The sequence below is a fragment of the Micromonospora sp. NPDC049151 genome, assembly GCF_040648395.1.
Lineage (GTDB): Bacteria > Actinomycetota > Actinomycetes > Mycobacteriales > Micromonosporaceae > Micromonospora.
The window spans coordinates 1-23,958 of the sequence record NZ_JBEZDP010000017.1; the positions used below are offsets into that span (position 1 = coordinate 1).

The following is a 23,958-nucleotide window of genomic DNA, read 5'->3' on the forward strand; positions in this document are numbered from 1 at the left end:
CATCCGCTGGGAAATCCGCGACGACATCCACGAAGCCTTCCTCAGCCTCGCCTGCGCCCTCATCTGCTGGCGCCAACTCCAACGTTAGGAGTTCTTAACACCGAGACCCGGGTTTGTCGGTGCCGGGGGTTAGCGTGTGCGCGTCGCCGGTCCGGCACTCCCCTCGGAGGTAACCCCACATGTCCCAGGAGACGACCTACCTCGAACTGTCCGAAGTGGACGGTGGAGCCCACAAGTTCTACGAGGTGGTGGTCGACGACACCGCGATGACAGTGCGCTTCGGGCGGATCGGCGACCAGGGCCAGGTGAAGACCAGCACCTACCCGGACAACTCCCGCGCCCGCGCCGCCGCGGCGAAGAAGATCGGCGAGAAGATCCGCAAGGGGTACGCCCCGGCGGTGCCCGGCGTACGCCAGAAGCGCACTGTCTCGCGCCGGCAGATCGTCAGCACCCGCTCGACCGCCCGCACCGCCCCGGTCCTCTGGCGGTACGCCTCGGGCGCCCCCGCCTTCGGCATCTTCGTCGACGACAGGCACTGCATGGTCGGCAACGAACACGGCGTGATCACCACGCTCGACCACGACGCCCGCCTGGTCAACCAGGTCCGGCTGCCCGACGGGGTGAAGTGCATCGTCGCCGACGACGCCTGGGTCTACGCCGGCTGCGACGACGGCAACGTCTACGACCTGTCCGGCAAGGTGCCCCGCGCGGCGTACGCGATCGCGCCCGAGATCGACATCTACTGGCTGGACATCCACGACGGCGTGCTGGGCGTGTCCGACCGCGACGGCGGCATCTCGGCGATCGACCACGAGGACGAGTTCCTCTGGCGCCGGCCGGGGCGGGGCCGGTCGGCGTGGATGGTCCGCTGCGACGCCGACGCGCTCTACCACGGCCACTCGCAGGGCGTCACCGGTTACGACTGGCGCACCGGGCGGGAGCTGTGGCACACCGGCACCGGCGCGGTGCTGTTCGGCTGGCAGGAGCGCGACGCGGTCTTCGCCGGCACCGGCACCCGCGAGGTGGTGCGCCTGCGCAAGGACGGCCGGGCCGAGCAGGTCTACCGCTGCGACTCGGCGGTCTTCTCCTGCGCCACAGCCGAGGGCGGCCGGTACGTGTTCGCGGGCGACAGCGCCTCCTCGATCTACTGCTTCGACCAGGCCGGCAACCGGTTGTGGAAGCTCGGCACCGGCTGCGGCTCGGCATACTCGATGCAGTACCACGACAACCGGCTCTACGTGGTCACCACGAGCGGCCACCTGGCCTGCATCGACGCGAGCGAGGCGGCGATCCGGGCGGCCGAGGGGGGCAGCGTGCCCGACGTGGTCGACGTCAAGGCACCGGCCCGGATGCCGGAGACGGCCGCCTGGACCTCGGTCGAGGTGACCACCGACGACCGTGACGGCGTGCTGGTGCAGTGCGTCGAGCAGGGCGGCCGGCTGCGCGTGCACGTCCTCGCCGACGGCTACCGGCGGGACTGGTCGGTGCAGTTCCCCAAGGGCATCCGTGAGCCGGGCGCGCGCTACCTGGTCACCGAGGTCCGCGAGTCGGGCCGTGGCGGCTTCTACCGGGCGTACGGGGACATCCGCCGACTGCGCTGACGCGCACCGGCGAGGCGGGCCGCACGAGGCCGGGCCGGGACAGCGGATCGTCGCCGTACCGGCCAGGATGTGCCGATGCGGTACGACATTCCCGAAGGGCTGCGCTGGGTCGAGCGGACGGAGGCCGGCCGGGCGTGGCTCGCGGAGCTGCCCGGCCGGCTGGCCCACTGCGTCGCGCGGTGGGAGCTGACGGTCGGCCCGCCGTTCGCGTACGCGTTCGCCTCGCTGGCGCTGCCCGCGACGCTTCCCGACGGCACGCGGGCGGTGCTGAAGCTCCAGTACCCGGACGACGACAGCGTCCACGAGGCGACAGCGCTGGCACACTGGGCCGGTCGGGGCGCGATCCGGCTGCTCGCCCACGACGCCGACCGGCGCGCGCTGCTCGTGGAACGGTGCGACCCCGGTACGCCGTTGCACGCGCTGGCGGCCGACGCCGCGCTCGACGTCGCGGTCGGCCTGCTGCCGGGGCTCGCGGTGCCGGCCGGCGCGCCGTTCACCTCGCTGGCCGAGGAGGCGGCCGGGTGGGCGGAGCGGATGCCTGGCAACTGGCGACGGGCCGGCCGCCCGTACGAGCGGCGCCTGCTCGACGCCGCGCTCGGGCTGCTCGCCGAGCTGGCGCCGGGCCAGGGCGAGCAGGTGCTTGTCAACCAGGACCTGCACGCCGGCAACATCCTGGCCGCCGCACGCGAGCCGTGGCTGGTGATCGACCCGAAGCCGCTGGTCGGCGAGCGGGAGTTCGCCGTGGTGCCGCTCGTGCGCGGCGCGGAGCTGGGGCACTCCCCGGCGGCGGTGCGGCACCGGCTCGACCGGCTCAGCGCCGGCCTGGGCCTGGACCGGGAGCGGGTACGCGGCTGGGCGATCGGTCAGACGGTGGCCTGGAGCATCGGCGGCGACCAGGTCTTCCCCGGCAACGTCGAGGTCGCCCGGTGGCTGCTCGACGAGACGTGACAGCGCCGCCGCACCCGGGAGGGCGCGACGCGGCCGACGCGACAGCCGGTGCGGCGCGCGGTCAGCCCGCCTGGCAGGCAGGGCACCAGTAGAGGTTGCGGCCGGCCAGTGTGCCCCGGCTGACCGGGGTGCCGCAGACGTGGCAGGGCGCGCCGGGGCGGCGGTAGACGTACACCTCGCCACCGTGCCTGTCGACGCGCGGCGCGCGGCCTGTCACCTCCGGCAGGTCGGCGTCGCGCACCGTGTCGATCCGCCCCCGCTCGACAGCCCGGGTCATCAGCGCGACCAGGTCTGCCCAGAGTTCGGTCCAGCCGGCCGGCGTCAGTTCCCGCCCGGGCAGCAGCGGCGGCAGCCCGGCCCGGAACAGCGCCTCGGTCACGAAGATCAGGCCGGTGCCGGCCACCACCGACTGGTCGAGCAGCAGCGCCGCGAGCGGGGTGGGGCTGCGCCGGATCCGCGCGTACGCCCGGTCCGGGTCGGCGTCGGCGCGCAGCGGGTCCGGCCCGAGCCGGTCGCGCAGCGCCGCCACCTCCGGCGGGGTCAGCAGCTCGCAGGCGGTCGGGCCGCGCAGCTCCAGCCAGTTCCGGTCGCTGTGCAGGCGCAGCCGCAGCTGCCCGACCGGGGCCGGCGGCTCCCCCGGCCCGTCGGCGAACTTCCCGTACAGACCCAGGTGTACGTGCAGCGTCAACTCGCCCGCGTAGTGGTGCAGCAGGTGCTTGCCGTACGCCTCGGTACCGTCCAGGACGGTGCCGCTCAGGCGGGCCGCGCCCTCGGCGAAGCGGCCCTGCGGGCTGTCGGCGTGCACCTTGTCGCCCGCGAACAACTCGGCGTGCCGGGCGGCGAGGCGGTGGATGCTGTGTCCCTCTGGCACGACCGCCAAGCGTAGCCAGCGGGTCGCACCGTCGGCGACGTCGGGTCGTGGGACGGCATTGAATCGATGCTCGTCGACTGAAAGACTGGCTGCGGTAGCGCTCGGGAGCCAGTGCGAGCCGCTCGATCTCGCCGGAGGGACAAGCGCGGGGTGATGCGCCGCCCCGGTGCCGGGCAGTCGTCTCCGGCGGTCCACCGTGCCGCCGCGCCGCCCCTCGGGGACGGCTGGGCACCAGCCGATCACGCGGCGGCGACATCGCGGTCCACCACCGCGGCGCCGACCGCCCCCGGCGCCCCCAGTTCGGGAGAGACACATGCTCCGTACGCTCGGCGCGGCCCTGGCCGCCGCGCTCGCCCTGACCGGCCTGGCCGCCTCGGCGGACGCCGGCCGGTCCCCCGCCACCACAGCGATGACGCCTGCCACCGCGGCGACGCCAACCCCCACGCCCACGTACGCCTGCCCGCCGGCGCTGCCGGTCACCGGCCAGGTGACCGGTGCCACCACGACCAGCATCACCATCACCTACTGGATGGTGCTCAGCCCGCCCTGCGGCTACGACCCGCCGCTCCTCATCAGCCTCTTCGCCAGCCGCGAGGACGCCACCGCGTGGCGCGATCCGGTGGCCGAGGCGGTCACCGGGCCGGAACGGTCGGGGAAGGTGACGCTCGGCGGCCTGACCCCCGGTACCGAGTACTGGTTCCGGTTCGGCGACACCAAGGGCACGCGGGATCCGTACGTGATCGGCGGCCCGGCGCGCACGCTGTCGCTCTGTTCCGCGACGGCCACCATCGACAGCCGGTGGGACGGTGGCTTCGTCGCGACAGTGACGGTGCGCAACGACGGCGCCGAGCCGGTCCCGGGCTGGCTCGTGTCGTGGCGGTGGTCCGGTGACGAGCACATCCGGTCGGTCTGGGGCGGCGTGGTCGAGGGCGCCGGGCAGGACGTCGCGGTGCGCAACGCCTCCTGGAACGGGACGCTGGCACCCGGCGGTTCGGCGACGTTCGGCCTGCTCGTGGCGGCGGGCACGACGCCCGCCGCGATCACGCCGGTCTGCGGGCGGTGACCGCCATGCGACGGCACGGCGGCAGGGGCCGCCTCCTGGCGGCGGGGCTGGCGCTCACGGTGGCCCTGGCGGCGACAGTGCTGGGGCCGGCGGCGGGTGCGCTCGCCGCGCCGGTGACGGTCACGAACGGCACCCAGTTCACCGACACGAGCGGCGCGGTGGTGCACGCCCACGGCGGCGGCGTGCTCGAGGTCGGCGACTACTACTACTGGTTCGGCGAGAACCGCAACCCGGACAACACGTTCCGGGCGGTGTCGGTCTACCGTTCCACGGACCTGCGTACCTGGGAGTTCCGCAACAACGTGCTCACCCAGTCGTCGGCCGCCGAACTGCGGGTCGCCAACATCGAGCGGCCGAAGGTCGTCTACAACGCGGGCACCGGCCGGTTCGTGATGTGGATGCACAAGGAGAACGGGTCCGACTACAACGAGGCGCGGGCCGCCGTCGCCTCCTCGGCGACTGTGGACGGGAACTACACCTACCACGGCAGCTTCCGGCCGCTGGGGCAGCACATGTCCCGCGACATCACGCTCTACAACGACAACGGCACCGCGTACATGATCTCGGCGGCCGACGACAACTACGACCTGAACATCTACCGGCTCACGCCGGACTACCTGAACGTGGCCGCCCTGGTGGGCAACTTCTGGGACGGTGCCCACCGCGAGGCGCCCGCGATGTTCAAGCGGGGCTCGACGTACTTCCTGCTGACGTCGGGGGCGACGGGCTGGAGCCCGAACCAGGCCCGGTACGCCACCGCGCCGAGCATCGCGGGGCCGTGGAGCGGCTGGACCGACGTGGGCAACGGCACCACCTTCAACTCCCAGCCGGCCTTCGTGCTGCCGATCCAGGGCACGTCCGGCACCAGCTACCTCTACCTGGGTGACAGGTGGGCGGGCGCGTGGGGCGGCCCGGCCAACGACTCCCAGTACGTGTGGCTGCCGATCACCTTCCCGACCGCCACCAGCATGAGCCTGACCTGGTATCCGTCGATCACCATCGACACGGCGGCGGGCACCGTCACCGGGAACTCGCCCGCGTACTACCGCGTCACGGCCCGGCACAGCGGCCGGGTGCTCGATGTGATCAACGGCTCCACGGCGAACAACGCCGAGGTCAAGCAGTGGAGCTGGAACGGCGGCGGCAATCAGCGGTGGGAGTTCCAGGACGCCGGAGGTGGCTGGTTCCGCCTGGTCAACGCCGGAAGCGGCAAGTGTCTCGACGTCGCGAACGCGTCCACCGCCGACGGCGCCAACATCATCCAGTACACCTGCGGCAGCGGCGCCAACCAGCAGTGGCAGTGGGCCGCGCTGGGCGGCTGGTTCCAGCTGCGGGCGCGGCACAGCGGCAAGTGCCTGGACGTGGTGAACGCCGGCACCGGCGACGGCGCGGACGTGCAGCAGTACACCTGCGGCGCGGGCACCAACCAGCAGTGGTCACGCACCGTGTCCTGACCGGCGCCGATCTCCGCACGCTCCGGTGCTGGTCGCCTGAGCGTGCGGAGCAGCCGACGGGTGTCGATTTCGGCACACCTGGGTACTTCCTTTCTGTCATGCGCGGCCTCCGCGCCTGGATCAGGAGGTGCCATCGTGAAGATCCTGTCCCGCCGGAACCCTCCGGCGACCAGTACCGATACCAACGGCGACGGCGTGGTCGACGAGCGCGACCGGACCGCCGAGCAGCCGGCCGGCCGGCCGGTGGTCACCGACCGCGACGAGGAGCGGACCACGTACCGCAGCGCCGCCACCGCGACCGAGAACGAGCGTGCCCGAGACGCGGTGGCCGACCGGGACGCGCGCGATCTCGACGCGGCGACGCCGGCCGACGACCGCACGACCGACCTCCGGGGAGCGGCCACGACGGCCCACGGCCGGAACGCGGCGGCCGACGACGAGCCGGACGCCGAGGCCCGGCGCCGGGCCGCGGACCGGGGCGCGGCGGCGCGAGCGGTCACCGGCCGCCGGGTCGACGCCGACACCCGGACGGTTCCGGTGACCGACGCCCGGACCGCCGGTGCGACGCCCGCCGTCGGAGCCCCCGTCGCCGAGCCCACCGTCGACCTGGACCGCGACGGCCGCCCGGACCACACCGACCTCGACCGGGACGGCCGCCCCGACGGTACGGATGCCGACCGCGACGGCCGGGTGGACCGGCCGGAGCCGTACACCACAAAGCGTCCCCGGGCCAGCCTGCTCGCCACGCTCGGCCTGATCGTCTCGGTGGTCGGGGCGTTGTTCGTGCTCTCCGGCACGCTCGCCGGGTACGGCATCGGGCTCGGCGCGGCCGGCGCGGTGCTGGCGGTGCTGGGCCTGATCGCCACCCGTCGGCGGCACGTGGCCGGCAAGACCGACGCGCTGATCGGCATCGCGGTGGGCCTTTCCGCGGTGGTGCTCGGCATCGTGGCGATGACCGGCCAGTTCGACTGGCCGACCACCGACGGCGACTGGGTGGGCCGCTTCCGCGAGTGGCTCGACTCACAGTTTGGCGCCTGGTTCTGACGGGCACCTTTCCGATCGCCGGCAGGGCCGGCCAGCCCGATCAGATCTGGTGGTTCACCAGCCGGGCGACACCTCTTTCGGGGGCGGCGGTTCGCCGCCCCCGAAGTGTGTCCGGCGTCGGCGCAATGATTGCTCACTGGTGACCGATTCAACGCAACGATTCGCCGCCGAACGCAACTTCTCGCGGTGGATGTCGTCTACCGGGGCCGCATAACGTTGGACCACGGCGCCAGCCCGTGGGCCGACGGTGGCCGGGCGCGCCCGACCCTGGGAGCACGACATGACGATGGACGCCATCCGCCAGCGCTTTCTGATGTGCCGGCCGACGTACTTCGCCGTCGACTACGCGATCAACCCGTGGATGGACCCCACCGCCCCGGTCGACGCCGACCTGGCGATCCGGCAGTGGGAGCGGCTTCGCCGGACGTACCTGGACCTGGGCCACGAGGTCGAGCTGATCGAGCCGGTCGCCGGCCTGCCGGACATGGTCTTCGCCGCGAACGGCGGCACCGTGATCGACGGCAGGGCCATGGCGGTGCAGTTCCGCGACCCGCAGCGCGCCGACGAGGCGCCCGCGTACCGGGCCTGGTTCGAGGGCGCCGGCTTCGAGATGTACGACCCGAAGCACGTCAACGAGGGCGAGGGCGACGTCCTGCTGGCCGGCGACCACCTGCTCGCCGGCACCGGGTTCCGCACCGCGCACGCCTCCCACGCGCAGCTCCAGGAGGTCTTCGGCTACCCGGTGGTGACCATGCAGCTGGTGGACCCCCGCTTCTACCACCTGGACACCGCGCTCACGGTGCTCGACGAGCGCACCGTGGCGTACCTGCCGGAGGCGTTCTCCCCCGGCAGCCGGGCGGTGCTGCGCCGGCTGTTCCCGGACGCGATCCACGCCACCATGGCCGACGCCGAGGTGCTGGGCCTGAACGCGGTCAGCGACGGCCGGCACGTGGTGCTGCCCGCGCAGGCCACCGACCTGGCCGCGAAGCTGCGCGACCGGGGCTACGAGACCATCGGGATCGACCTGTCCGAGCTGCGCAAGGCCGGCGGCGGACCGAAGTGCTGCACGTTGCGACTCCGTCAGGGAAAGGCGAGCAAGTGATCATCGACGACATGCTGCGGACTCCGTCCGCGGTCCGGGACGCGGAGCGTCACACGGCGCACAACTACCACCCGCTGCCCGTGGTGATCTCGTCGGCCGAGGGCGCCTGGCTGACCGACGTGGACGGCCGCCGCTACCTCGACTGCCTGGCGGGATACTCGGCGCTGAACTTCGGCCACCGGCACCCGAAGCTGATCGAGGCCGCGCACGCGCAGCTCGACCGGCTCACGCTGACCAGCCGCGCGTTCATCCACGACCAGTTCGCCGACTTCTGCCGCGAGCTGGCCGCGCTCTGCGGCAAGGACCTGGTGCTGCCGATGAACACCGGCGCCGAGGCGGTGGAGACCGGCATCAAGGTGGCCCGCAAGTGGGGCTACCAGGTCAAGGGCGTCACGCCGGGCCAGGCCAACATCGTGGTGGCGGAGGGCAACTTCCACGGCCGTACGACCACGATCGTCAGCTTCTCCACCGACGAGGACGCGCGCGCCGACTTCGGGCCGTACACCCCGGGTTTCACTGTGGTCCCCTACGGCGACCTGGACGCGCTGACCGAGGCGATCGACGAGAACACGGTGGCCGTGCTGCTGGAGCCGATCCAGGGTGAGCAGGGTGTCGTGGTGCCGCCGGAGGGCTACCTGCCGGGTGTGCGCCGGGTCTGCACCGAGCGCGACGTGCTGTTCGTCGCCGACGAGATCCAGTCGGGGCTGGGGCGTACCGGGGCGACGTTCGCCTGCGAGCACGAGGGCGTCGAGCCGGACATGTACCTGCTGGGCAAGGCGCTCGGCGGCGGCATCGTGCCGGTGTCGGCGGTGGCGGCGAACCGCGACGTGCTGGGTGTGCTTCAGCCGGGCCAGCACGGCTCGACGTTCGGCGGCAACCCGCTGGCCTGCGCGGTAGCGACCGAGGTGGTCCGGCTGCTGGCCACCGGCGAGTTCCAGCGCCGCTCGGCCGAGCTGGGCGAGCGGCTGCACGCCGGCCTGCGCGGCCTGATCGGCAAGGGCCTGGTGGCGGTACGCGGTCGCGGCCTGTGGGCCGGGCTGGACATCGACCCGGCGCTGATGACGGGCCGGCAGGCGTGCGAGCGGCTGATGGAGCGCGGTGTGCTCGCGAAGGACACGCACGGCTCGACCATCCGGCTCGCCCCGCCGCTGGTGATCACCGAGGACGAGATCGACCACGCGGTGGCGCAGCTCGCCGCCGTGCTGGCCGGCTGAGGGCGTACGCCTCACTCCGTACACGAGAAGGCGCCGGGACCGCGACGGTCCCGGCGCCTTCGCGCGTGCCGGTCACTGACGCGGCAGCCGCATCGCCATGGTCGGCGCCTCGGCCATCACCGAGTTCGGCGTGTACTTCGCGTCGCTGCTCATGTCGTCGGCGCGGCCGATCTGCACGCCCGGGTACAGCTCGATCAGGTCGCCCTCGGCCAGCACCCGGGACTGCTGCGGCGCCAGCGCGATCCGCTCGTGCTCGGCCATCGAGCCGCCGGGGCGTACGCCGGAGCCGTTGGTGCTGGTGTCGGTGACCACCACCTCGCCCACCCGCAGCTCCAGCCGGATGTGGCTGCGGCTGATCCAGCGGCGGGCCTCGTCGTTGAGCCACTGGCCGAGCGTCACCCCGCCCGGGCCGTCGGGCGCCCGGCCGATCGCCACCGGCTCGGTCTCGGTCAGCACGAACCGCTTGCGGACCAGCCCGCCGATGCGCGCCGCGAGCACCACGGTACGCGGGCGCGGGCCGGCGTCGGAGAGCCGTGCGCCGTGCCGGGGGCAGGTCGGCGCCCCGGTACGCAGCGTGGGCGGCGGCTGCTCGGCCGGCACCCGGTCCACGGCGGCCAGGTCGGCGAACGCGCCCCCGCCCCCGCCGCCGCCGAACAGCGCGCACCCCGGCTCCGGGCAGCGCCACTTCCGGGAGAGCAGCTTGACCCCGGCCGGGGAGCGGCTGCCGGTGGCCGGGTCCTGGCCGCCGCCGACGTGCGCGATGAAGACCGGCCCGCCGGCGCCGGGCACCGGGGCGAGCACGCGGCCCGCCTGCCCGACCCACGGGTACCGCCCGACGAGCCCGTCCAGCCGCGCCCGGGTGAGCACCGGCAGGCCGAGCAGGTCGGCCACCTCCAGCATCCGGTCACCGGGCTGGTCGAGCACCTCCACCAGGCCGTCGTCGGCCCAGCGGCGCACCACCATCCGCTCGTTGGAGGTCAGGTCGGCGTCGGACAGCAGCGCCCGGTGCACGATCGCGTAGACCGGGACGCTGTCCTCGCCGATCTGCCGGGACAGCGCGTCGATCACCATGCCGAGCCGCAGCAGGCTGGCCGGACGGCCGCCGTCCAGGTTCTGCCACCGGATGACCTCGGCCAGGTCGACCACGGCCCGGGCCAGCGACGGGTCGGTGCAGACCCGCCCCTCGATGGCGTCGAGCACCTTGCTGATCTCGAATCTCATGCCGCAGCTCCGCACGATGTCGTCAGTGACGCGGCCGGGCCCGTTCGCCCCGCCGCGCCGCGCGCCACCACCGCGGCGCGCCCTCCACCACCCGACGACCCTACCGGCAGCCGGTCGGCTCAGGCCGCGCGCAGCGGCCGGCCCACGTCGTGCAGGTGCGCCAACGCCTGCCGGTACGACTCGACCAGCCCGGTCTCCGCGTACGGGACGCCCTGCTCGGCGCAGTACGCCATCACCAGCGGCCGGGCCCGGCGCAGGTTGGCGCGCGGCATGTTCGGGAACAGGTGGTGCTCGATCTGGTAGTTGAGCCCGCCCAGCGCCAGGTCGACGAACCGGCCGCCGCGTACGTTGCGCGAGGTCAGCACCTGCTTACGCAGGTAGTCCAGCTCGTCGTCGGCGGTCGGCATCGGCATGCCCTTGTGGTTCGGGGCGAACGAGCAGCCCATGTAGAGGCCCCACAGCCCCTGGTGCACGGCGACGAACAGCAGCGCCTTGGCCGGTGACATGACCGCGAACAGCAGCCCGAGATAGCCGGCGGCGTGCGCGGCGAGCAGCAGCGCCTCCACGGCCCGGTGCCGCATCGGCACCCGCCACCGCCCGTCCGGCTCGCGGCCGACGAGCGCCTGCACGCTGGCCACGTGCAGCGCCAGCCCTTCCAGCAGCAGCAGCGGGAAGAACAGCCACGCCTGGCGGCGGGCCATCCACCGGCTCAGGCCGCGCGTGGCCGTCGCCTGCTCGTACGTCCAGACCAGCGCGCCCGCGCCGACGTCCGGGTCCTCGTCGGTGTGGTTCGGGTTGGCGTGGTGGCGGTTGTGTTTGTCCACCCACCAGCCGTAGCTGAGACCGACCGCCAGGTTGCCGGCGACCAGTCCGGCCGCCTCGCTCGGCCCGCGCCGGCGGAACATCTGCCGGTGCCCGGCGTCGTGGCCGAGGAAGGCCACCTGTGTGGTGGCCGCCGCCATGACCACCGCCAGGAGGATCTGCCACCACGAGTCGCCGACGAGCGCCACCACCACCCAGCCGGCCACAAACACGCCGAGCGTCAGCGCGATCCGGAGCGCGTACCGGCCGGGCCGCCGCTCGAACAGCCCCGCCTCGGCGATCCGGCGGGACAGCCGCGCGTAGTCGCTGCCCCGCCGTGCCGCGGGTTCCGTCAACGTGGAAGAAGTCATGTCGCCCCCGATGCCGCGAGCCACGCTCTCGTACGCGACTCTCCGTCACCGATTCTGGCGATTTTCGTCGCCGTGGGTAATCCCGCAGACCCCCGGCCCGATGGTGGTGCTGTCCCTACCCCGCCGGGCCGGACCAGCGCAAACGATCTTCGTCACATCGCAGCGAGCCCGCTCGCCGGTGGGCGCACCCGCTCTGACCAGCTAGTCTGGACGAAAAGATGAGTGTTGCTCACCCGAACGGCCAGGTGCGGGCCGCAGGGTCATCGACAGACGGGAGACAGCGCGGTGCGTGGATTGACAGACAAGGTTGTGCTCGTGACAGGCGGCGGCTTCAGCCCCGATCAGGTCGGCTCCGGACTCGGCATGTCCATGTGCGTCGAGCTGGCCGCCGAGGGCGCGAAGGTCGTCGTCTCCGACCTCTCCCTGGAGCGCGCCGAGGCGACCGTCGCGCGGATCAAGGAGGCCGGCGGGGACGCGGTGGCGGTGGCCGCCGACGTCATCGACGAGGACTCGGTACGCGCCATGGTGAGCGCCGCTCTCGACGCGTACGGGCGCATCGACGTGCTGGTGAACAACGCGGGCGTGTTCGGCGCGTACGTGCCGCTGCTGGAGATCGAGAACAGCCAGTGGGACCGCGTCATGGAGGTCGACCTGAAGGGCGTCTTCCTCGCCACCAAGGCCACGCTGCCGCACATGCTGGAGCGCGGCAAGGGCGTCGTGATCAACGTGTCCTCGGCGTCCGGCCTGGTCGCCAGCGAGGTCGGCGCGGAGTACACCACCGCCAAGCACGGCGTCATCGGGCTGACCAAGCAGATCGCCTACGACTACGGCCACAAGGGCATCCGCGCGGTCGGCATCGGCCCCGGCGTGATCAAGACCGCCGCCTTCGAGGGCGCGGAGATCACCAGCGACTTCCCGTTCTACGACCTGACCATGCAGGCGCCCGCCGGCCGGTACGGCGAGCCGCACGAGATCGCCCGCGCGGTCTGCTTCCTCGCCAGCGACGACGCGTCCTTCATCCACGGCCACACCATCCCGGTCGACGGCGGTTCGCCGATCCGGTGAGACCGACGACACCGATCGATCCCGACGCGGCGAGCCCTCCCACCATCGCGGGTGAGAGGGCTCGCCGCGTTCGTCAGCCGAGCCGGGCGACGGCGTCGCGCAGCCGGACCAGATCGCGCCGGCGCCGCTCGTAGGTGGCGGCCAGCCCGATCAGCAGCAGCCCACCCACCCCCAGGAAGATCCAGCGGGGCATCAGGTCCCAGCCCCGGGCCAGCTCGTGCAGGGCCAGCGGCACCAGCGTGGCCGCGCCCAGCACCACCGGCGCCTGCCAGCGCCGGGCCGCCCCGCCGAGCACGACCGCCAGCGCCGCCGCGCCGAGCGCCAGCCGCCGCCACGGCTGCGGCTCACCGGAGACCAGCACCGACACGAGGCTCGGCAGGAACGCCGCGACGAGTCCCGGGCCGAGCGCCAGCCAACTGGTCAGCCCGGGCCGGCGCCGCAACGCCAGCAACCCGGCGCCCAGGGCGAGCGCCGCCGCCGACAGCGTGTACGCCTCCGGCACCGTCACCCCGCGCGCGGCCAGCAGCAGCCAGGCGCCGACCAGCTCGCTGCTCGCGGCCACCGCCGCGAGCACGCGCCGCCCGGCCGGCGACTCGCCCCGGCGCAGCACCCGGAGCGCGACGGCGACGCCCCACAGCACGCAGACGGCCGCCGCGTGCCGCAACGAGCCGCTGGCGAGCAGCAGCGCGAGCAGCGCCACGGCCTGCGCCGCCGCCTCCAGCACCCACGCACCGGCCCGCTTCGCGCCGACTCCGCCCGGCCCGTTCGCCGGCAGGGCCGGCCCGCCCACAGCACCCGACGTCACCGGCCCAGCCGCACCCGGCGCCAGAGCGGGCACGACGGGCCCGGCCGCTGCCGGCCGACGGGACCGGCCCGCGCGCAGCAGCGGCGCCGCGTGCGACGTCACCGCCGCGACGGCCAGGACGGCGAACGCCCCGGTACGCATCGGCTGCCCGGCCGCGATCGACGCGGTGACGGCGAACCCGGTGGCCGCCGCCACGGCGCCCAGCCAGCCCGCGATCCGGACCGGCGTCGACCGCCCGGCCACCCCGGTCACGACCCCGGCCACCACCAGCACACCCAGCGCGGTGAGCGTCAGGGCCCGGGTGGCGAGCAGGCCACCGAACCCGGGTACGGCCAGCACCGCCCCGAGCGGCACGAGCACCACCGGGCGCACACCGGTGAGCGCGGCGGCCAGCAGCGCGGCCAGCCCGATCCCGAACACGACCGCCGGCACCACCGGCCAGGGCGCACCCGCCGCCGCCAGCAGCACCGGAAGCGCCACCGCGCCGAACGGCAGCGCGGCGAGCCACCACGCGACGCGGCGATCGGTGGCGGCGAAGGCTGCGGCGGCGACGCCCAGGGCCAGCAGCACCAGCCCGGCACGGGCGGTCTCGGCGGACGCCGCCGCGACGGCGGGCGCCCCGGACCAGGGCAGCACCGGCAGGTTCGCGAGCACCAGCAGCACCGGCCGCGCGGAGTCCAGCAACGCCAGCACGGCCAGCGCGGCACCCACCACCCGCGGCGCGACCGCCGGCCGGGCACCCGCCCCGGCGGCGAGCGCCAGCAGTACCCCCGCCGTGGCGTACGGCGCCACCGGTTCCCCGCCCGGCGCGACGACCGGGCCGAGGCCGACCCCGGCGAGCGCCACGGCGAGCCCCGCCGAGGCGTACCCGCTCAGGTCGGTCCACAGGCGACGGACGGCGAGGACGGCGGCGACCGGCACCACGACGGCGGCGGTAGCGCCCCGCAGTTGCCACCAGACCGGCGCACCCAGGCCGAGCAGCGCGACGGCCACCGCAGCCGGTACGGCAAGCAACGCCACCGCCAGCGCGACGCCGCCGACCACGGGCTGCGCGTCCCGCCCGCGCCGGCCCAGTGCCGCGAGCGCCACGCCGAGCACCACCGTCACGGCGAGCACGGCGACGGCACCGGCCGGGGCGGCGCAGCCGACCAGCAGCGCGTGCCCGAGCAGCACCGCCCCGGCCGACGCGGCGGCCGGCACGACGACCCGTCCCCCGCGCGGCCGGACCACCGCCGCCAGCAGCAGCGCGGTGGCCGCCGCGAGGTCCACGACCAGCACCAGCGGCCACGGCGTCGCCGTCACGGCCGGCACCGCGAGGGCGACCAGCCCGGCGGCCGCCACGCCGGCGAGCGGCCGGACGGCCCGCGGCGTCAGCAGCGCCACCGCCCCGGCGGTCAGCAGCAGGGCCACCGGAAGCTGCCAGCCCCAGGACGGAACCGGCACGTCCCGGCCGCCCTGCCAGGCCGGGAATCCGGCACTCGCGGTGGCCGCGCCGACCAGGCCGGTGAGCACGACCGCGACCTGGCCCAGCCCGGCGGCCACGGCGAGCGCGCCCACGAGCGGGCCGGTCCGGACCGGCGCCGGCAGCGCCCGGACCGCACCGGCGAGCGCCGCCACCACCAGGCCGGCGGCGAGCAGCAGCAGCCCCGGCCGCAGTTCGCCGACCGGCCGGATCAGCGCGAGGGCGAGCACCGGCACCAGCAGCCCGGTGGTCGTCGCGCGCCAGAGGCGGCCACCGGCGGCGAGCGCGCCGGCGACCACTGCGAGCGCCACCACCAGCAGCGGGCCACCGGCGAGCAGCGGCGTGCCCGCCGCGCGACCGACAGCCAGCGGCACCAGCGCGCAGCCGGCCGCCAGGACCAGCGCCACACCGTGTCCGATCCAACCCAGCACCCGCCCGACCACCAGCGCCACGCGCGCCTCAGGGGTCCGGCGGCGCAGCGCGAGCACCACCGCGAGGTTGCCGAGCGCCACAGCGGTCAGCACCAGCGCCCAGCCGGCGGCGGTGGGCCGGAACGCGGCAGCGGCCAGCGGCAGCACCGGCTGGGCGAGCAGCCACGCCGCGAACCAGGGTGCGGTCAGCCGGCTGGCCAGGCCGTACCCGGCCGCCACCGCCGTGCCGGCCGCCGCGACAAGCGCCGCGTACCGGCTGCCGGGCAGGGCGGTCACCCCGAACAGGTCCACCGACCAGGCGGCGTACCCGTCCAGGACCACGAGCAGCAACGCCACCGAGGCGAGCGTCTCGGCGGTGCCGCGCAGCCCGCGCGCCCGGGCGACCAGCGGCGCGGCCAGGGCCAGCGCGGTCACGGCGAGCAGGATCAGCGCCCGGCCGGCCACCCCGAACGTGGTCCAGGCGACGGCGGTGAACACCACAGCGGCGGTGCCGAGCAGCAGTCCACCGAGGACGAACAGCAGGCCCTGGACCGCGCGGGTGGAGGTCTCCGCGCCGCCGGGGCGTACCGCTGGGGTGGGGGGAACCGGGCGCGGCGGCGTCACCGCCGGGTGCGGCGCGGGACCGGCGGCGTGCGGCGCGGGGATCTCCTGGCGGACCCGGGCGGCGAGCGCCGCCCGCCGCTGCCGGGCCGTGACCAGCCGGCCGGAGAGCTCCTGGTACGCGAGCCGGGCCGCCTCGACGCGCGGCACCAGCTCGCCGATCTCCCGGTCCAGCCGGATCACCTCGGCGGCGGGCGGGTAGGGCGGACGGCCGCAGCCGCGGCATCCGGCGACGAGGTCGGCCGGGGCGCCGCAACCGGGGCAGGGGTAGCCGGTGTTCTCCACCCGGCCAGCCTCGCGGGCGGCGGGGTGGAGGGACAGAGTAGGAGTACCTAGGGCCGGGTCTGCTCGTGTACCCAGGCGGTGTAACCGGGGTTGCCGCTGCCCTCCCGGCTGACCAGGATCTCCGGCACCTCGTACGGGTGGTTGGCCCGGATCTGGTCGACCAGGGCGTCCACCCGGTCCGGCGCGGTCTTGAACCGCACCTGCCACTCGACAGTGGTCTGGATCGCCGACTGCCACCAGTAGGTGCTGTCCACCGGGCCGCCGACCTGAGCACAGGCCGCCAGCCGGCCGGCGACGGCCGCGGCCGCCAGCACGTCCGCGACCCCGCGGGCGTCCACCACAGTCGTCACCACGCAGATCTGGTCCACCAGCGCACCCTACGTCGCCCGCCGCCACCGCGCTGAACAGGAGCTCCGGTGATTCGGCTCAGGTGTCGGCCGCGCCGTCGCGGTTGTCCGCGATCCACCTGTCGATGCGGGCCCACCAGTCGAAAAGCCAGTCGATGCGTTCCTGCTTGCCGGCCGGGATCTCCTCCGGCGGCACCGACCAGAACCGCATCACGATCCGCTTGTCCATCGGCAGCTCGCGCCACACGTCCGCGACGGTGAGCATCTGGTCCAGGCCGGTGTGCGCCACGAAGATCACTCCGGCGTCCGGCGCGGCGTCGAGCGCGGCGAGCAGCCCGCCCGGCTGCGGGGCGAGCACGTGCCGCATCCGCTCGGCCCGCCGCGCCATCCGTTCCAGGCCGAGCGAGCGCAGCCGGTCGATCGCGCGCAGCCGCCGCGACGGGGTGAAGTTGCCGCCCTCCGGGAAGATCACGAAGGCGTCGTCGTCGTCCAGGCCGGTGGCCAGGTGCCCGACCTGCCGGGTCACCGACTCGCGCCCGTCCGGCCCGGCCGCGATGAACCGGTTGGGCAGCCGGTTGAGCAGCACGTCGATGGCCGGATCCCACTGGAGCGTCTCCTTGAGCACGATCCGGGGCTCACGGTTGAACCAGTTCACCAGCGCGTGGATCAGGATGAACGAGTCGCCCGGCCCGGCGTGCCGGCAGACCACCAGCTCGGGGCGGCCGGGCAGGGCGGTGTCCGGGTCGGTGCCGACCACGTCGATGCTCAGCCGCAGCGTCCACCGGGCCTGCCAGAACATGACCCGCAGGAACCAGCCGGCCAGGACGTAGTGGGCCCGCTGGAAGGCCGGCGCGCGCTTGTACACGCCGAAGCCCGAGGCGAGCCAGAGCACGAACAGGGCGAGCAGCGCGGCGGCGTCCCAGACCAGGTAGACGGCACCGATCCAGAGCAGCCGCAGCGGACGCAGCCGCCCCGGCACCAGCGGGGACGCGGCCAGCGCCAGCAGCGCCCAGCCGGGCAGCGTGGTCACCACGAAGAAGGCCAGCAGCACCACTCCAGGGGCGAGCACCAGCCGGCGTAGCCAGCGGGGCGGCAGCGGCATTCAGCGCTCCAGCGCGGTGTCCAGGTATCGGCGGGAGGCAGTGTACGCCCGGCTGATCCGCCGTCCCACCGCCGCCGTGTCCCGGTACGCCCACGGGCTGTCGTCGCGCGGCTCCAGCCCGCCGGTGGGCAGCACGTGCACCTCGACGTCCTCGGGCAGCGCCGCCATCTCCCGCGCGAACCGGTGCCGGCGGGCGATCTCGAACGCCACCTGGGCGATCTCCCACGGGCGGCGCGGCGGGCTCAGCTCGCGTTCGATCCGGCCCACCTGGAGTACGAAGATCTGCTTCGCGCCGAGCGTTACCGCCTCGCCGACCGGGATCGAGTTGACCACCCCGCCGTCGATGTAGTGCTGGCCGTCGATCTGGGTGGGCGGCAGCAGCCCCGGCACCGAGGCGGACGCGAGCACCGCCGGCACCAGCGGTCCGGTGTGGAACCAGTGCTCGGCGGCGCGCTCGATGTTCGCGGCGCAGCAGCGGAACGGCACAACCAGGTCGGCGAAGGTGGTGTTCTCGCCCAGTGTGCTCTCCAGCAGGCGGTACAGCGGCCGGGGCGAGTGCAGGTGGGTACGGGCGGCGAACCGGCGCAGCTGCCGGGCGACCGAGTCGCCGTACACCTCGCTGGCCTCGGGCGACGCCCACAGCCGGACCAGCCGGTCGGTGACCGCCTCGGTCGGGTCGGCGGCGACCAGGGCGCCGTTCACCGCGCCGATCGACGTGCCGAGCACCAGGTCGGGTTTGATCCGGGCGCGGAACAGGGCGCGCAGCATCCCCACCTCGACCGCGCCGAGCACTCCCCCGCCGCCGAGCACGAACGCCACCGGACCTGCTGCCATGCCGTTCATCCTGGCACGCGGCCCACACCCGGCCGGTTGGCCGCCCCGCCCGGTCACCGGAGCGTCACACGAACCGGCCCGGCTTGTGACGCACCGCGATCGTCAACCGGACGACTGTTGACAGGTCAGACACATTCCCGCAACCTGATAGCGCTCCCGAGCCCAGGCAGGTGCGAGCTGATGGCGACACTCCAGGCCGGCCGTCTGCTGGCCCGTCGGTACCGGCTCATCGACCGGATCGGCGCCGGTGGCATGTCGGTGATCTGGCGTGCCCGCGACGAGGTGCTCGACCGGGTGGTGGCGGTGAAGGTGCTCGCCCCCTCGCTCGCCGCCGACGCCCGGTTCCGCGACATGGTGCGCGAGGAGGCCCGCTCGGCCGCGCAGCTCGACCACCCGCACGTCACCGCCGTGCACGACTACGGCGAAACGGTGGCCCCGGACGGCTCGATCACCTCGTTCGTGGTGATGGAGCTGCTCAGCGGCGAGGAACTGGAGCACCGGCTCACCGAGGGGCCGATGCCCTGGCCGGCGGCGGTGGAGACGGGCGCGCAGGTGGCCGAGGCGCTGGCCGCGGCGCACCGGCTCGGCATCGTGCACCGCGACGTGACACCGGCCAACGTGATGATGACGGCCACCGGCGCGAAGGTGCTCGACTTCGGCATCGCCACCCGGATCGGCACGCCCGACGACGACGAGGACGGCGGCACGTTCGGCACTCCGGCGTACGTGGCACCGGAGCGGCTCGACGGTGCGCCCGCCCAGCCGGCCACCGACGTGTACTCGCTCGGCGTGCTGCTGTTCGAGACGCTGACCGGGCACCCGCCGTACCCGGCGGAGACCTGGGAGGAACTGAGCGCGGCGCTCGCGGACAGTCCGGAGCCCACTCTGGACGACGTACCGGGACTGCCCCGGCCGGTCGCGGAGATCTGCCTGCGCTGCCTGGCCCGCGACCCGCGGCGGCGGCCCACCGCGCACCGGGTCGCCGCCGTGCTGCGCGACCAGTTGCTGCCCGCCGACCCGCAGGCGGCCACCATGCTGGCGCCGACCATGACGCTGCCCGCGCTGACCTCGCCGCCGCCCGATCCAGCCGCGCAGCCGGCTGCGGGCCGGATCCCCGTGGCGCAGCCGGTGCCGGAGCCGTCCCCCGCCGCGCAGCCGCTGCCGGTTGCGCGGCCGGGCCGGCGGCGTACCCTCACGCTGGCAGCGGTCGGTGTGACAGTGGTCGCCGCCGCGGCGCTGCTGGTGCCCGCGCTGACGCCGGACCGGCAGGCCGGACCCCGGGTGCTGCCGACCGCCGGGCCGGTGCAGCCGTCGCCCGCCGAACCGCCGGTGACCGACGACCCGGCCACCACCCCGCCGGCCACCACGACACCCCCGCCGCCGACCGGGGGCACCCGCCCGCCGGCCGCCGGTCAGGCCGACGCCGCCGAACGGGTGGACGGACTGATCGAGGCCGGGCTGACCGAGGGCCAGATCCGCGAGGACGTCGGGGTGGACCTGCGTAACCTGCTGCGCAACGCGGTCGCCGCGAACGGCGAGGACGCGGTGACCGCCGCCGTGGACCGGCTCCGCGGCAAGATCGACGAACGCCGCCGTGAGGGCAGCATCAGTCCCGGGTACGCGCGGCGGCTCGACGCCGCCGCCGCGGAACTCGTGGCCGGGCAGACCTGACGGGTCAGCCGGCGACGGCCGGCGCCACCGCGCGGGCCGCCCCCGTGCTCGCCCGCGCGGCCAGGAAGCCCCGGTAGACCGCCTCGTAGTCGGCGGCCATCCGCTCCACCGAGAAGTTCTCCGCCACGTGCGCGACGCAGTCCACCGGATCCAGGTCCGCCGCCGCCCGCAACGCCGCCGGCAGCTCGCCGGGGTGGTCGCAGACGAAACCGGTGACCCCGTCGCGGATCAGCTCCGGCACCGCGCCCCGGCTCAGCGCCACCACCGGCGTACCGGTCGCCATCGCCTCCACCATCACCATGCCGAACGGCTCCGCCCACTGGATCGGCATGATCAGGCAGCGGGCGTCCAGCATCAGCCGCAGCGCGGTCGCCCGGTCCGCGTTCACCACGAGTGTCACGTCGTCGCCGAGCAGCGGCCGGACCACCTGCTCCAGGTAGCGCCGCTCGGCCGGTTCGCTGCTCTTGCCGGCGAGCGTGAGCGGCAGCCCGGCCGCCCGGCAGGCCGCCACGGCCACGTCCGGGCCCTTGTCCGGGCTGAACCGGGCCAGCCAGAGCACCGGGCCCGCGCCCGGACCGCGCTTGCGGGGGATGTCCCGCAGCGGCATCGCGTTGTGCACGGTGCCGGCCCAGGGCAGCCCCGGGTTCGCCCGGCGCTGGGCGTGCGAGATCGCGACCAGCCCCACGCCCCGGTCGGTGGCGCCGAGCGCCGTGCCGTACTCGCCGACCGGGTTGCCGTGCACGGTGGCCACTGTGGGCACCCGGCGGCGGCCGGCCACCATCGGGCCGATCGTGGTGTGGTCGTGGATCAGGTCGAAGTCGGCCGGGCCGACCAGGCGGTCGACGTGGGCCAGGTGCGCCAGCTCGGGCAGCGACTCGCCCATCCGCTCGTACTGGAGGTCGGCGCAGGTGGAGACGAACTCGGCGGCGGTGCCGTGGTCGGTCCCGGCGCCGAACAACGTGACGCGGTGCCCCCGTTCGACAAGCGCGTCGACGAGACCCGCCACCACGGTCTCCAGCCCGCCGTAGCCGGGCGGCGGCACCGACAGCCAGGGCGGCACCACCATGGCGATCCGCAACGGCCCGGCCCACCCGCGCTCCGGGGACTGCTGGTTCACGGCTACGAGTCCTCCCCGTCGGTCCCCGGCGTACCCCGCTGCGCGCGGGTTCCCGACCCGGCTCGCGGTAAACGACCGCGTCAGCCGGACACCACGATCCCGACGTGCACCTCCCGTACGCCGGGTAGCGCCCAGGCGGCCCGTTCCGCGTCCTCCCGCTGCCACCAGGCACTCGCCACGCCGTCGAGCACGACCGTGTCGCCGTCGACCCGGGCGTCGATCCGCTCGGTCCCGGTACGCCGCGCCAGCAGGCGGCGCAGGTCGAGCCGCCTCTGCTCGTCACTCGGCGGGGTAGGGGGCCGCACCTCGACGAGGTTCGTCACGCCGCGTACGCCGCGCAGCCGGCGCAGCTCCCGCTCGGCGGTACGGCGCTGGAAGCCGAACTCGACCTCGCCGCGGAGCATCACCCAGCCGTCGGCCACCGTCACGTCCAGCCGCTCGGCGGGCACGAAGCTGTCCCACTCCAGGGCCCGGCTCGCCGCGATCGCGATGTCGGCGTCGGTACGCCGTTCCGTGGCGGGCAGGACGACCGCCAGGTCACTGGCGACCGCGCGCACGCCACGTACCCGGTGGGCGCAGCGTTCGGCGGCCCACCGCCGGGCGTAGCCGTCCACCTGGCCGGTGAGCGTGACGACGCCGTCGGCGACCGTCACGCCGACCTCGGTGGCCCGGGTCTGCGCGTCCCAGTCCAGTTCCGCGAGGACGTCACGCTGGATCGCCTGGTCGGTACGCACGGCAGGCATGGTGGTGGTCATACCCGCCAGGCTGCCGCCGGTGCGGGTGAGCCGGCCTCACCCGCACCGGGTGACAGATCGTCATCCGCCGTGGGCGATCCGCCCTCGGAAGGGCGAGGCCGGCCCTGCCGGCGTCGGTGACCTCGACGCCGGCTCCACGTCACCGTGAGTCGCGGCTCGGACGAGAGGGAACGAGGAGGGGCGGCGGGCGACGGAGCCAACCCCCTTGGCTCCGTCGCCCGCCGCCCGGGAGGGAGGCAGGTCCTCGGGACTATGACGTCTCGGCGAGCGTCACGGTTGCGTTCTCGGTGGATCCGTTTCGCTTGTACTGCACCTCGACCCGGTCACCGACCTTGCCGGCCTGCACGGCGCCGACCAGGTCGTTCGAGTCGTTGATCACCTTGTCGCCGAACTTGGTGATCACGTCGCCGCGCTGGATCCCGGCCTTCTCGGCGGGGCTGCCCGGCGTGACAGCGGCGACCAGCGCCCCGCCGTCCTCGGCGCCGTTGACGCTCACCCCCAGCGAGGGGTGGCTGATCTTCTCACCGCGCTGGAGCTTCTCGGCCACGTCCTTGGCCTTGTTGCTCGGGATGGCGAAGCCGACGCCGATGTTCCCGGTGCTGCCCTGTCCGGCGGTGGCGATGGCGGTGTTGATGCCGATCACCTCGCCCCGGGTGTTCACCAGCGCGCCACCGGAGTTGCCCGGGTTGATCGGGGCGTCGGTCTGCAGCAGCCCGGAGATCGAGCTGGCGCCCTGCTGCGGGTTCTGCTGCTGGCCGCCGCCCGCCTGGATGGTGCGGTCGCGGGCGCTCAGGATGCCGGCGGTGACCGAACCCTGGAGGCCGAGCGGGCTGCCCAGGGCGAGCACCTGGTCACCGACCTGCATGGCGTCGCTGTCGCCGAACTTGGCCGCCTTCAGGTCACGCACGCCCTCGGCCTGGACCACCGCGAGGTCGGTCTTCGGGTCGGTGCCGACGACCTTGGCGGAGGCGCTCTTGCCGTCGGCGAAGACCACCCGGACCGTGTCGCCGCCACCGGCGACCACGTGGTTGTTCGTGAGCACGTACCCGTCGGCGCCGAGGATCACCCCGGAGCCCTCACCGCTGCCCGTCATGATCGTGACGATGCTGTCCTGGACGGAGGCCGCGATCTTGGGCAGGTCGGCGCTGTTGATCACCGGAGCGGCGGAGTAGGTGCGGGTGGGGCCGCCCCCGTCGAGCGCGAGGGCGAGCGCGCCACCCGCGACGCCGGAGCCGAACATCAGCGCCAGCGCCAGCACGCCCGCGCCGACGAACTTACCGGCCCGGCTGGGCCGCGCCGGCTGCTGCGGGCCCCACTGCGGCGTCGGCTGGTACGGCTGGTAGCCCTGCTGCCCCTGGTACGGCTGCGCCTGGTACGACGGCACCGGCCCACCGTGCTGCGTGGACGGGTAGCCCGCGTTGCCCTGCTGGTTCCAGCCGCCCTGCTGGTGCTGTCCCCCGTACCAGGGATGGGGTTGCTGCGGCTGCCCCGAGGCCGGGTACGGCGGGGCGGACGGCGTCGCCGGCTGCGGCGGGTACGGCCCGGCGGGCGTGGTGTTCCCGGCGGGCGTGGCGGTTCCGGCGGCCGGGGAGTCGGCCGGAACCGACGCGGGGGCCGGGGTGGTGGAGGAGGAGTCCGACGTCCCGCTCTCGACGCGGGGCAGCTCGGCGGTGTGGTGCGACGGCTCGGCGTCGGCGGGGGCCGGCGACCGCTGCGGATCGGTCTCGTGGTCGGTCATGTCACCAGCTTTCCCCGTAGCACTGTCACCAGCCTGGAATCTGCCTGGAAGTTTTC

General features: G+C 74.5%; 19 protein-coding genes. 9 read left to right on the forward strand and 10 right to left on the reverse strand.

Features of this window, described 5'->3' with window-relative positions:
• Positions 1–179 precede the first annotated feature (179 nt).
• Together AB0B20_RS19755 and AB0B20_RS19760 are read left to right on the forward strand one after the other, a co-directional pair.
• Complete coding sequence (locus AB0B20_RS19755; RefSeq protein WP_357383807.1) at positions 180–1,601, forward strand: WGR domain-containing protein; 1,422 nt, start codon at positions 180–182, stop codon at positions 1,599–1,601.
• 75 nt (positions 1,602–1,676) lie between these two features.
• Positions 1,677–2,549: an aminoglycoside phosphotransferase family protein gene (locus AB0B20_RS19760; RefSeq protein WP_357472270.1), complete on the forward strand. Its 873-nt coding sequence runs from the start codon at positions 1,677–1,679 to the stop codon at positions 2,547–2,549.
• A gap of 61 nt (positions 2,550–2,610) precedes the next feature.
• On the opposite strand, the gene AB0B20_RS19765 is transcribed toward AB0B20_RS19760, so the two are convergent.
• Positions 2,611–3,420, reverse strand: coding sequence for a DNA-formamidopyrimidine glycosylase family protein (locus tag AB0B20_RS19765; protein ID WP_357472273.1), 810 nt, complete (start codon positions 3,418–3,420; stop codon positions 2,611–2,613).
• Positions 3,421–3,733: 313 nt separating this feature from the next.
• Between AB0B20_RS19765 and AB0B20_RS19770 the strand changes: the two genes are divergently transcribed.
• From AB0B20_RS19770 to rocD, 5 genes are all read left to right on the forward strand, one after another.
• On the forward strand, positions 3,734–4,483 hold the full coding sequence (locus tag AB0B20_RS19770; protein ID WP_357383801.1) for a cellulose binding domain-containing protein: 750 nt from the start codon (positions 3,734–3,736) through the stop codon (positions 4,481–4,483).
• A 5-nt stretch (positions 4,484–4,488) separates the two neighbouring features.
• Positions 4,489–5,937, forward strand: a complete 1,449-nt coding sequence (locus tag AB0B20_RS19775; RefSeq protein WP_357383799.1) for an RICIN domain-containing protein — start codon at positions 4,489–4,491, stop codon at positions 5,935–5,937.
• 135 nt (positions 5,938–6,072) lie between these two features.
• Positions 6,073–6,981, forward strand: coding sequence for a thrombospondin (locus AB0B20_RS19780; RefSeq protein ID WP_357383797.1), 909 nt, complete (start codon positions 6,073–6,075; stop codon positions 6,979–6,981).
• A gap of 286 nt (positions 6,982–7,267) precedes the next feature.
• Positions 7,268–8,083 (forward strand): dimethylargininase, encoded by an 816-nt coding sequence (gene ddaH, locus AB0B20_RS19785; RefSeq protein WP_357383929.1) that lies wholly within the window; start codon positions 7,268–7,270, stop codon positions 8,081–8,083.
• Entirely contained in the window at positions 8,083–9,297 is a 1,215-nt protein-coding gene (rocD, locus tag AB0B20_RS19790) for an ornithine--oxo-acid transaminase (RefSeq protein ID WP_357383927.1), read from the forward strand. Before ddaH ends, rocD begins: the two co-directional genes overlap by 1 nt.
• Positions 9,298–9,369: 72 nt before the next feature.
• On the opposite strand, the gene AB0B20_RS19795 is transcribed toward rocD, so the two are convergent.
• Both AB0B20_RS19795 and AB0B20_RS19800 read right to left on the reverse strand, forming a co-directional pair.
• On the reverse strand, positions 9,370–10,518 hold the full coding sequence (locus AB0B20_RS19795; RefSeq protein ID WP_357383795.1) for an FHA domain-containing protein: 1,149 nt from the start codon (positions 10,516–10,518) through the stop codon (positions 9,370–9,372).
• 119 nt (positions 10,519–10,637) lie between these two features.
• A complete protein-coding gene (locus AB0B20_RS19800) occupies positions 10,638–11,690 on the reverse strand; it encodes an acyl-CoA desaturase (RefSeq protein ID WP_357383793.1) in 1,053 nt (350 codons plus the stop codon).
• A 285-nt stretch (positions 11,691–11,975) separates the two neighbouring features.
• On the opposite strand from AB0B20_RS19800, the gene AB0B20_RS19805 reads away from it, so the two are divergent.
• On the forward strand, positions 11,976–12,755 hold the full coding sequence (locus tag AB0B20_RS19805; protein ID WP_357383791.1) for a glucose 1-dehydrogenase: 780 nt from the start codon (positions 11,976–11,978) through the stop codon (positions 12,753–12,755).
• A gap of 73 nt (positions 12,756–12,828) precedes the next feature.
• On the opposite strand, the gene AB0B20_RS19810 is transcribed toward AB0B20_RS19805, so the two are convergent.
• From AB0B20_RS19810 to AB0B20_RS19825, 4 genes are read right to left on the reverse strand one after another with little or no spacing between them, the layout of a single operon-like run.
• Positions 12,829–16,338 (reverse strand): hypothetical protein, encoded by a 3,510-nt coding sequence (locus tag AB0B20_RS19810; protein ID WP_357472277.1) that lies wholly within the window; start codon positions 16,336–16,338, stop codon positions 12,829–12,831.
• Between the two features lie 47 nt (positions 16,339–16,385).
• Positions 16,386–16,706 (reverse strand): divalent-cation tolerance protein CutA, encoded by a 321-nt coding sequence (gene cutA / locus AB0B20_RS19815; RefSeq protein WP_357383787.1) that lies wholly within the window; start codon positions 16,704–16,706, stop codon positions 16,386–16,388.
• 58 nt (positions 16,707–16,764) lie between these two features.
• Positions 16,765–17,787, reverse strand: a complete 1,023-nt coding sequence (locus AB0B20_RS19820; RefSeq protein WP_357472280.1) for a 1-acyl-sn-glycerol-3-phosphate acyltransferase — start codon at positions 17,785–17,787, stop codon at positions 16,765–16,767.
• Complete coding sequence (locus AB0B20_RS19825; protein ID WP_357383783.1) at positions 17,788–18,621, reverse strand: patatin-like phospholipase family protein; 834 nt, start codon at positions 18,619–18,621, stop codon at positions 17,788–17,790.
• A gap of 180 nt (positions 18,622–18,801) precedes the next feature.
• On the opposite strand from AB0B20_RS19825, the gene AB0B20_RS19830 reads away from it, so the two are divergent.
• Complete coding sequence (locus AB0B20_RS19830; protein WP_357383781.1) at positions 18,802–20,292, forward strand: protein kinase; 1,491 nt, start codon at positions 18,802–18,804, stop codon at positions 20,290–20,292.
• A 4-nt stretch (positions 20,293–20,296) separates the two neighbouring features.
• On the opposite strand, the gene AB0B20_RS19835 is transcribed toward AB0B20_RS19830, so the two are convergent.
• The 3 genes from AB0B20_RS19835 to AB0B20_RS19845 form a co-directional block, all read right to left on the reverse strand.
• A complete protein-coding gene (locus tag AB0B20_RS19835) occupies positions 20,297–21,358 on the reverse strand; it encodes a glycosyltransferase family 4 protein (RefSeq protein WP_357472450.1) in 1,062 nt (353 codons plus the stop codon).
• A gap of 131 nt (positions 21,359–21,489) precedes the next feature.
• Positions 21,490–22,164 (reverse strand): BON domain-containing protein, encoded by a 675-nt coding sequence (locus AB0B20_RS19840; RefSeq protein ID WP_357383779.1) that lies wholly within the window; start codon positions 22,162–22,164, stop codon positions 21,490–21,492.
• Between the two features lie 250 nt (positions 22,165–22,414).
• Positions 22,415–23,902, reverse strand: coding sequence for a trypsin-like peptidase domain-containing protein (locus AB0B20_RS19845; protein WP_357472283.1), 1,488 nt, complete (start codon positions 23,900–23,902; stop codon positions 22,415–22,417).
• Positions 23,903–23,958 lie beyond the last annotated feature (56 nt).

Coding starts and splice junctions, on each gene's coding strand:
- AB0B20_RS19755 (WP_357383807.1), top strand. CDS start 180: ATGTCCCAGGAGACGACCTACCTCGAACTGTCCGAAGTGGACGGTGGA.
- AB0B20_RS19760 (WP_357472270.1), top strand. CDS start 1,677: ATGCGGTACGACATTCCCGAAGGGCTGCGCTGGGTCGAGCGGACGGAG.
- AB0B20_RS19770 (WP_357383801.1), top strand. CDS start 3,734: ATGCTCCGTACGCTCGGCGCGGCCCTGGCCGCCGCGCTCGCCCTGACC.
- AB0B20_RS19775 (WP_357383799.1), top strand. CDS start 4,489: ATGCGACGGCACGGCGGCAGGGGCCGCCTCCTGGCGGCGGGGCTGGCG.
- ddaH (WP_357383929.1), top strand. CDS start 7,268: ATGGACGCCATCCGCCAGCGCTTTCTGATGTGCCGGCCGACGTACTTC.
- AB0B20_RS19795 (WP_357383795.1), bottom strand. CDS start 10,518: ATGAGATTCGAGATCAGCAAGGTGCTCGACGCCATCGAGGGGCGGGTC.
- AB0B20_RS19800 (WP_357383793.1), bottom strand. CDS start 11,690: ATGACTTCTTCCACGTTGACGGAACCCGCGGCACGGCGGGGCAGCGAC.
- AB0B20_RS19820 (WP_357472280.1), bottom strand. CDS start 17,787: ATGCCGCTGCCGCCCCGCTGGCTACGCCGGCTGGTGCTCGCCCCTGGA.
- AB0B20_RS19825 (WP_357383783.1), bottom strand. CDS start 18,621: ATGGCAGCAGGTCCGGTGGCGTTCGTGCTCGGCGGCGGGGGAGTGCTC.
- AB0B20_RS19830 (WP_357383781.1), top strand. CDS start 18,802: ATGGCGACACTCCAGGCCGGCCGTCTGCTGGCCCGTCGGTACCGGCTC.
- AB0B20_RS19835 (WP_357472450.1), bottom strand. CDS start 21,358: ATGGTGGTGCCGCCCTGGCTGTCGGTGCCGCCGCCCGGCTACGGCGGG.
- AB0B20_RS19840 (WP_357383779.1), bottom strand. CDS start 22,164: ATGACCACCACCATGCCTGCCGTGCGTACCGACCAGGCGATCCAGCGT.
- AB0B20_RS19845 (WP_357472283.1), bottom strand. CDS start 23,902: ATGACCGACCACGAGACCGATCCGCAGCGGTCGCCGGCCCCCGCCGAC.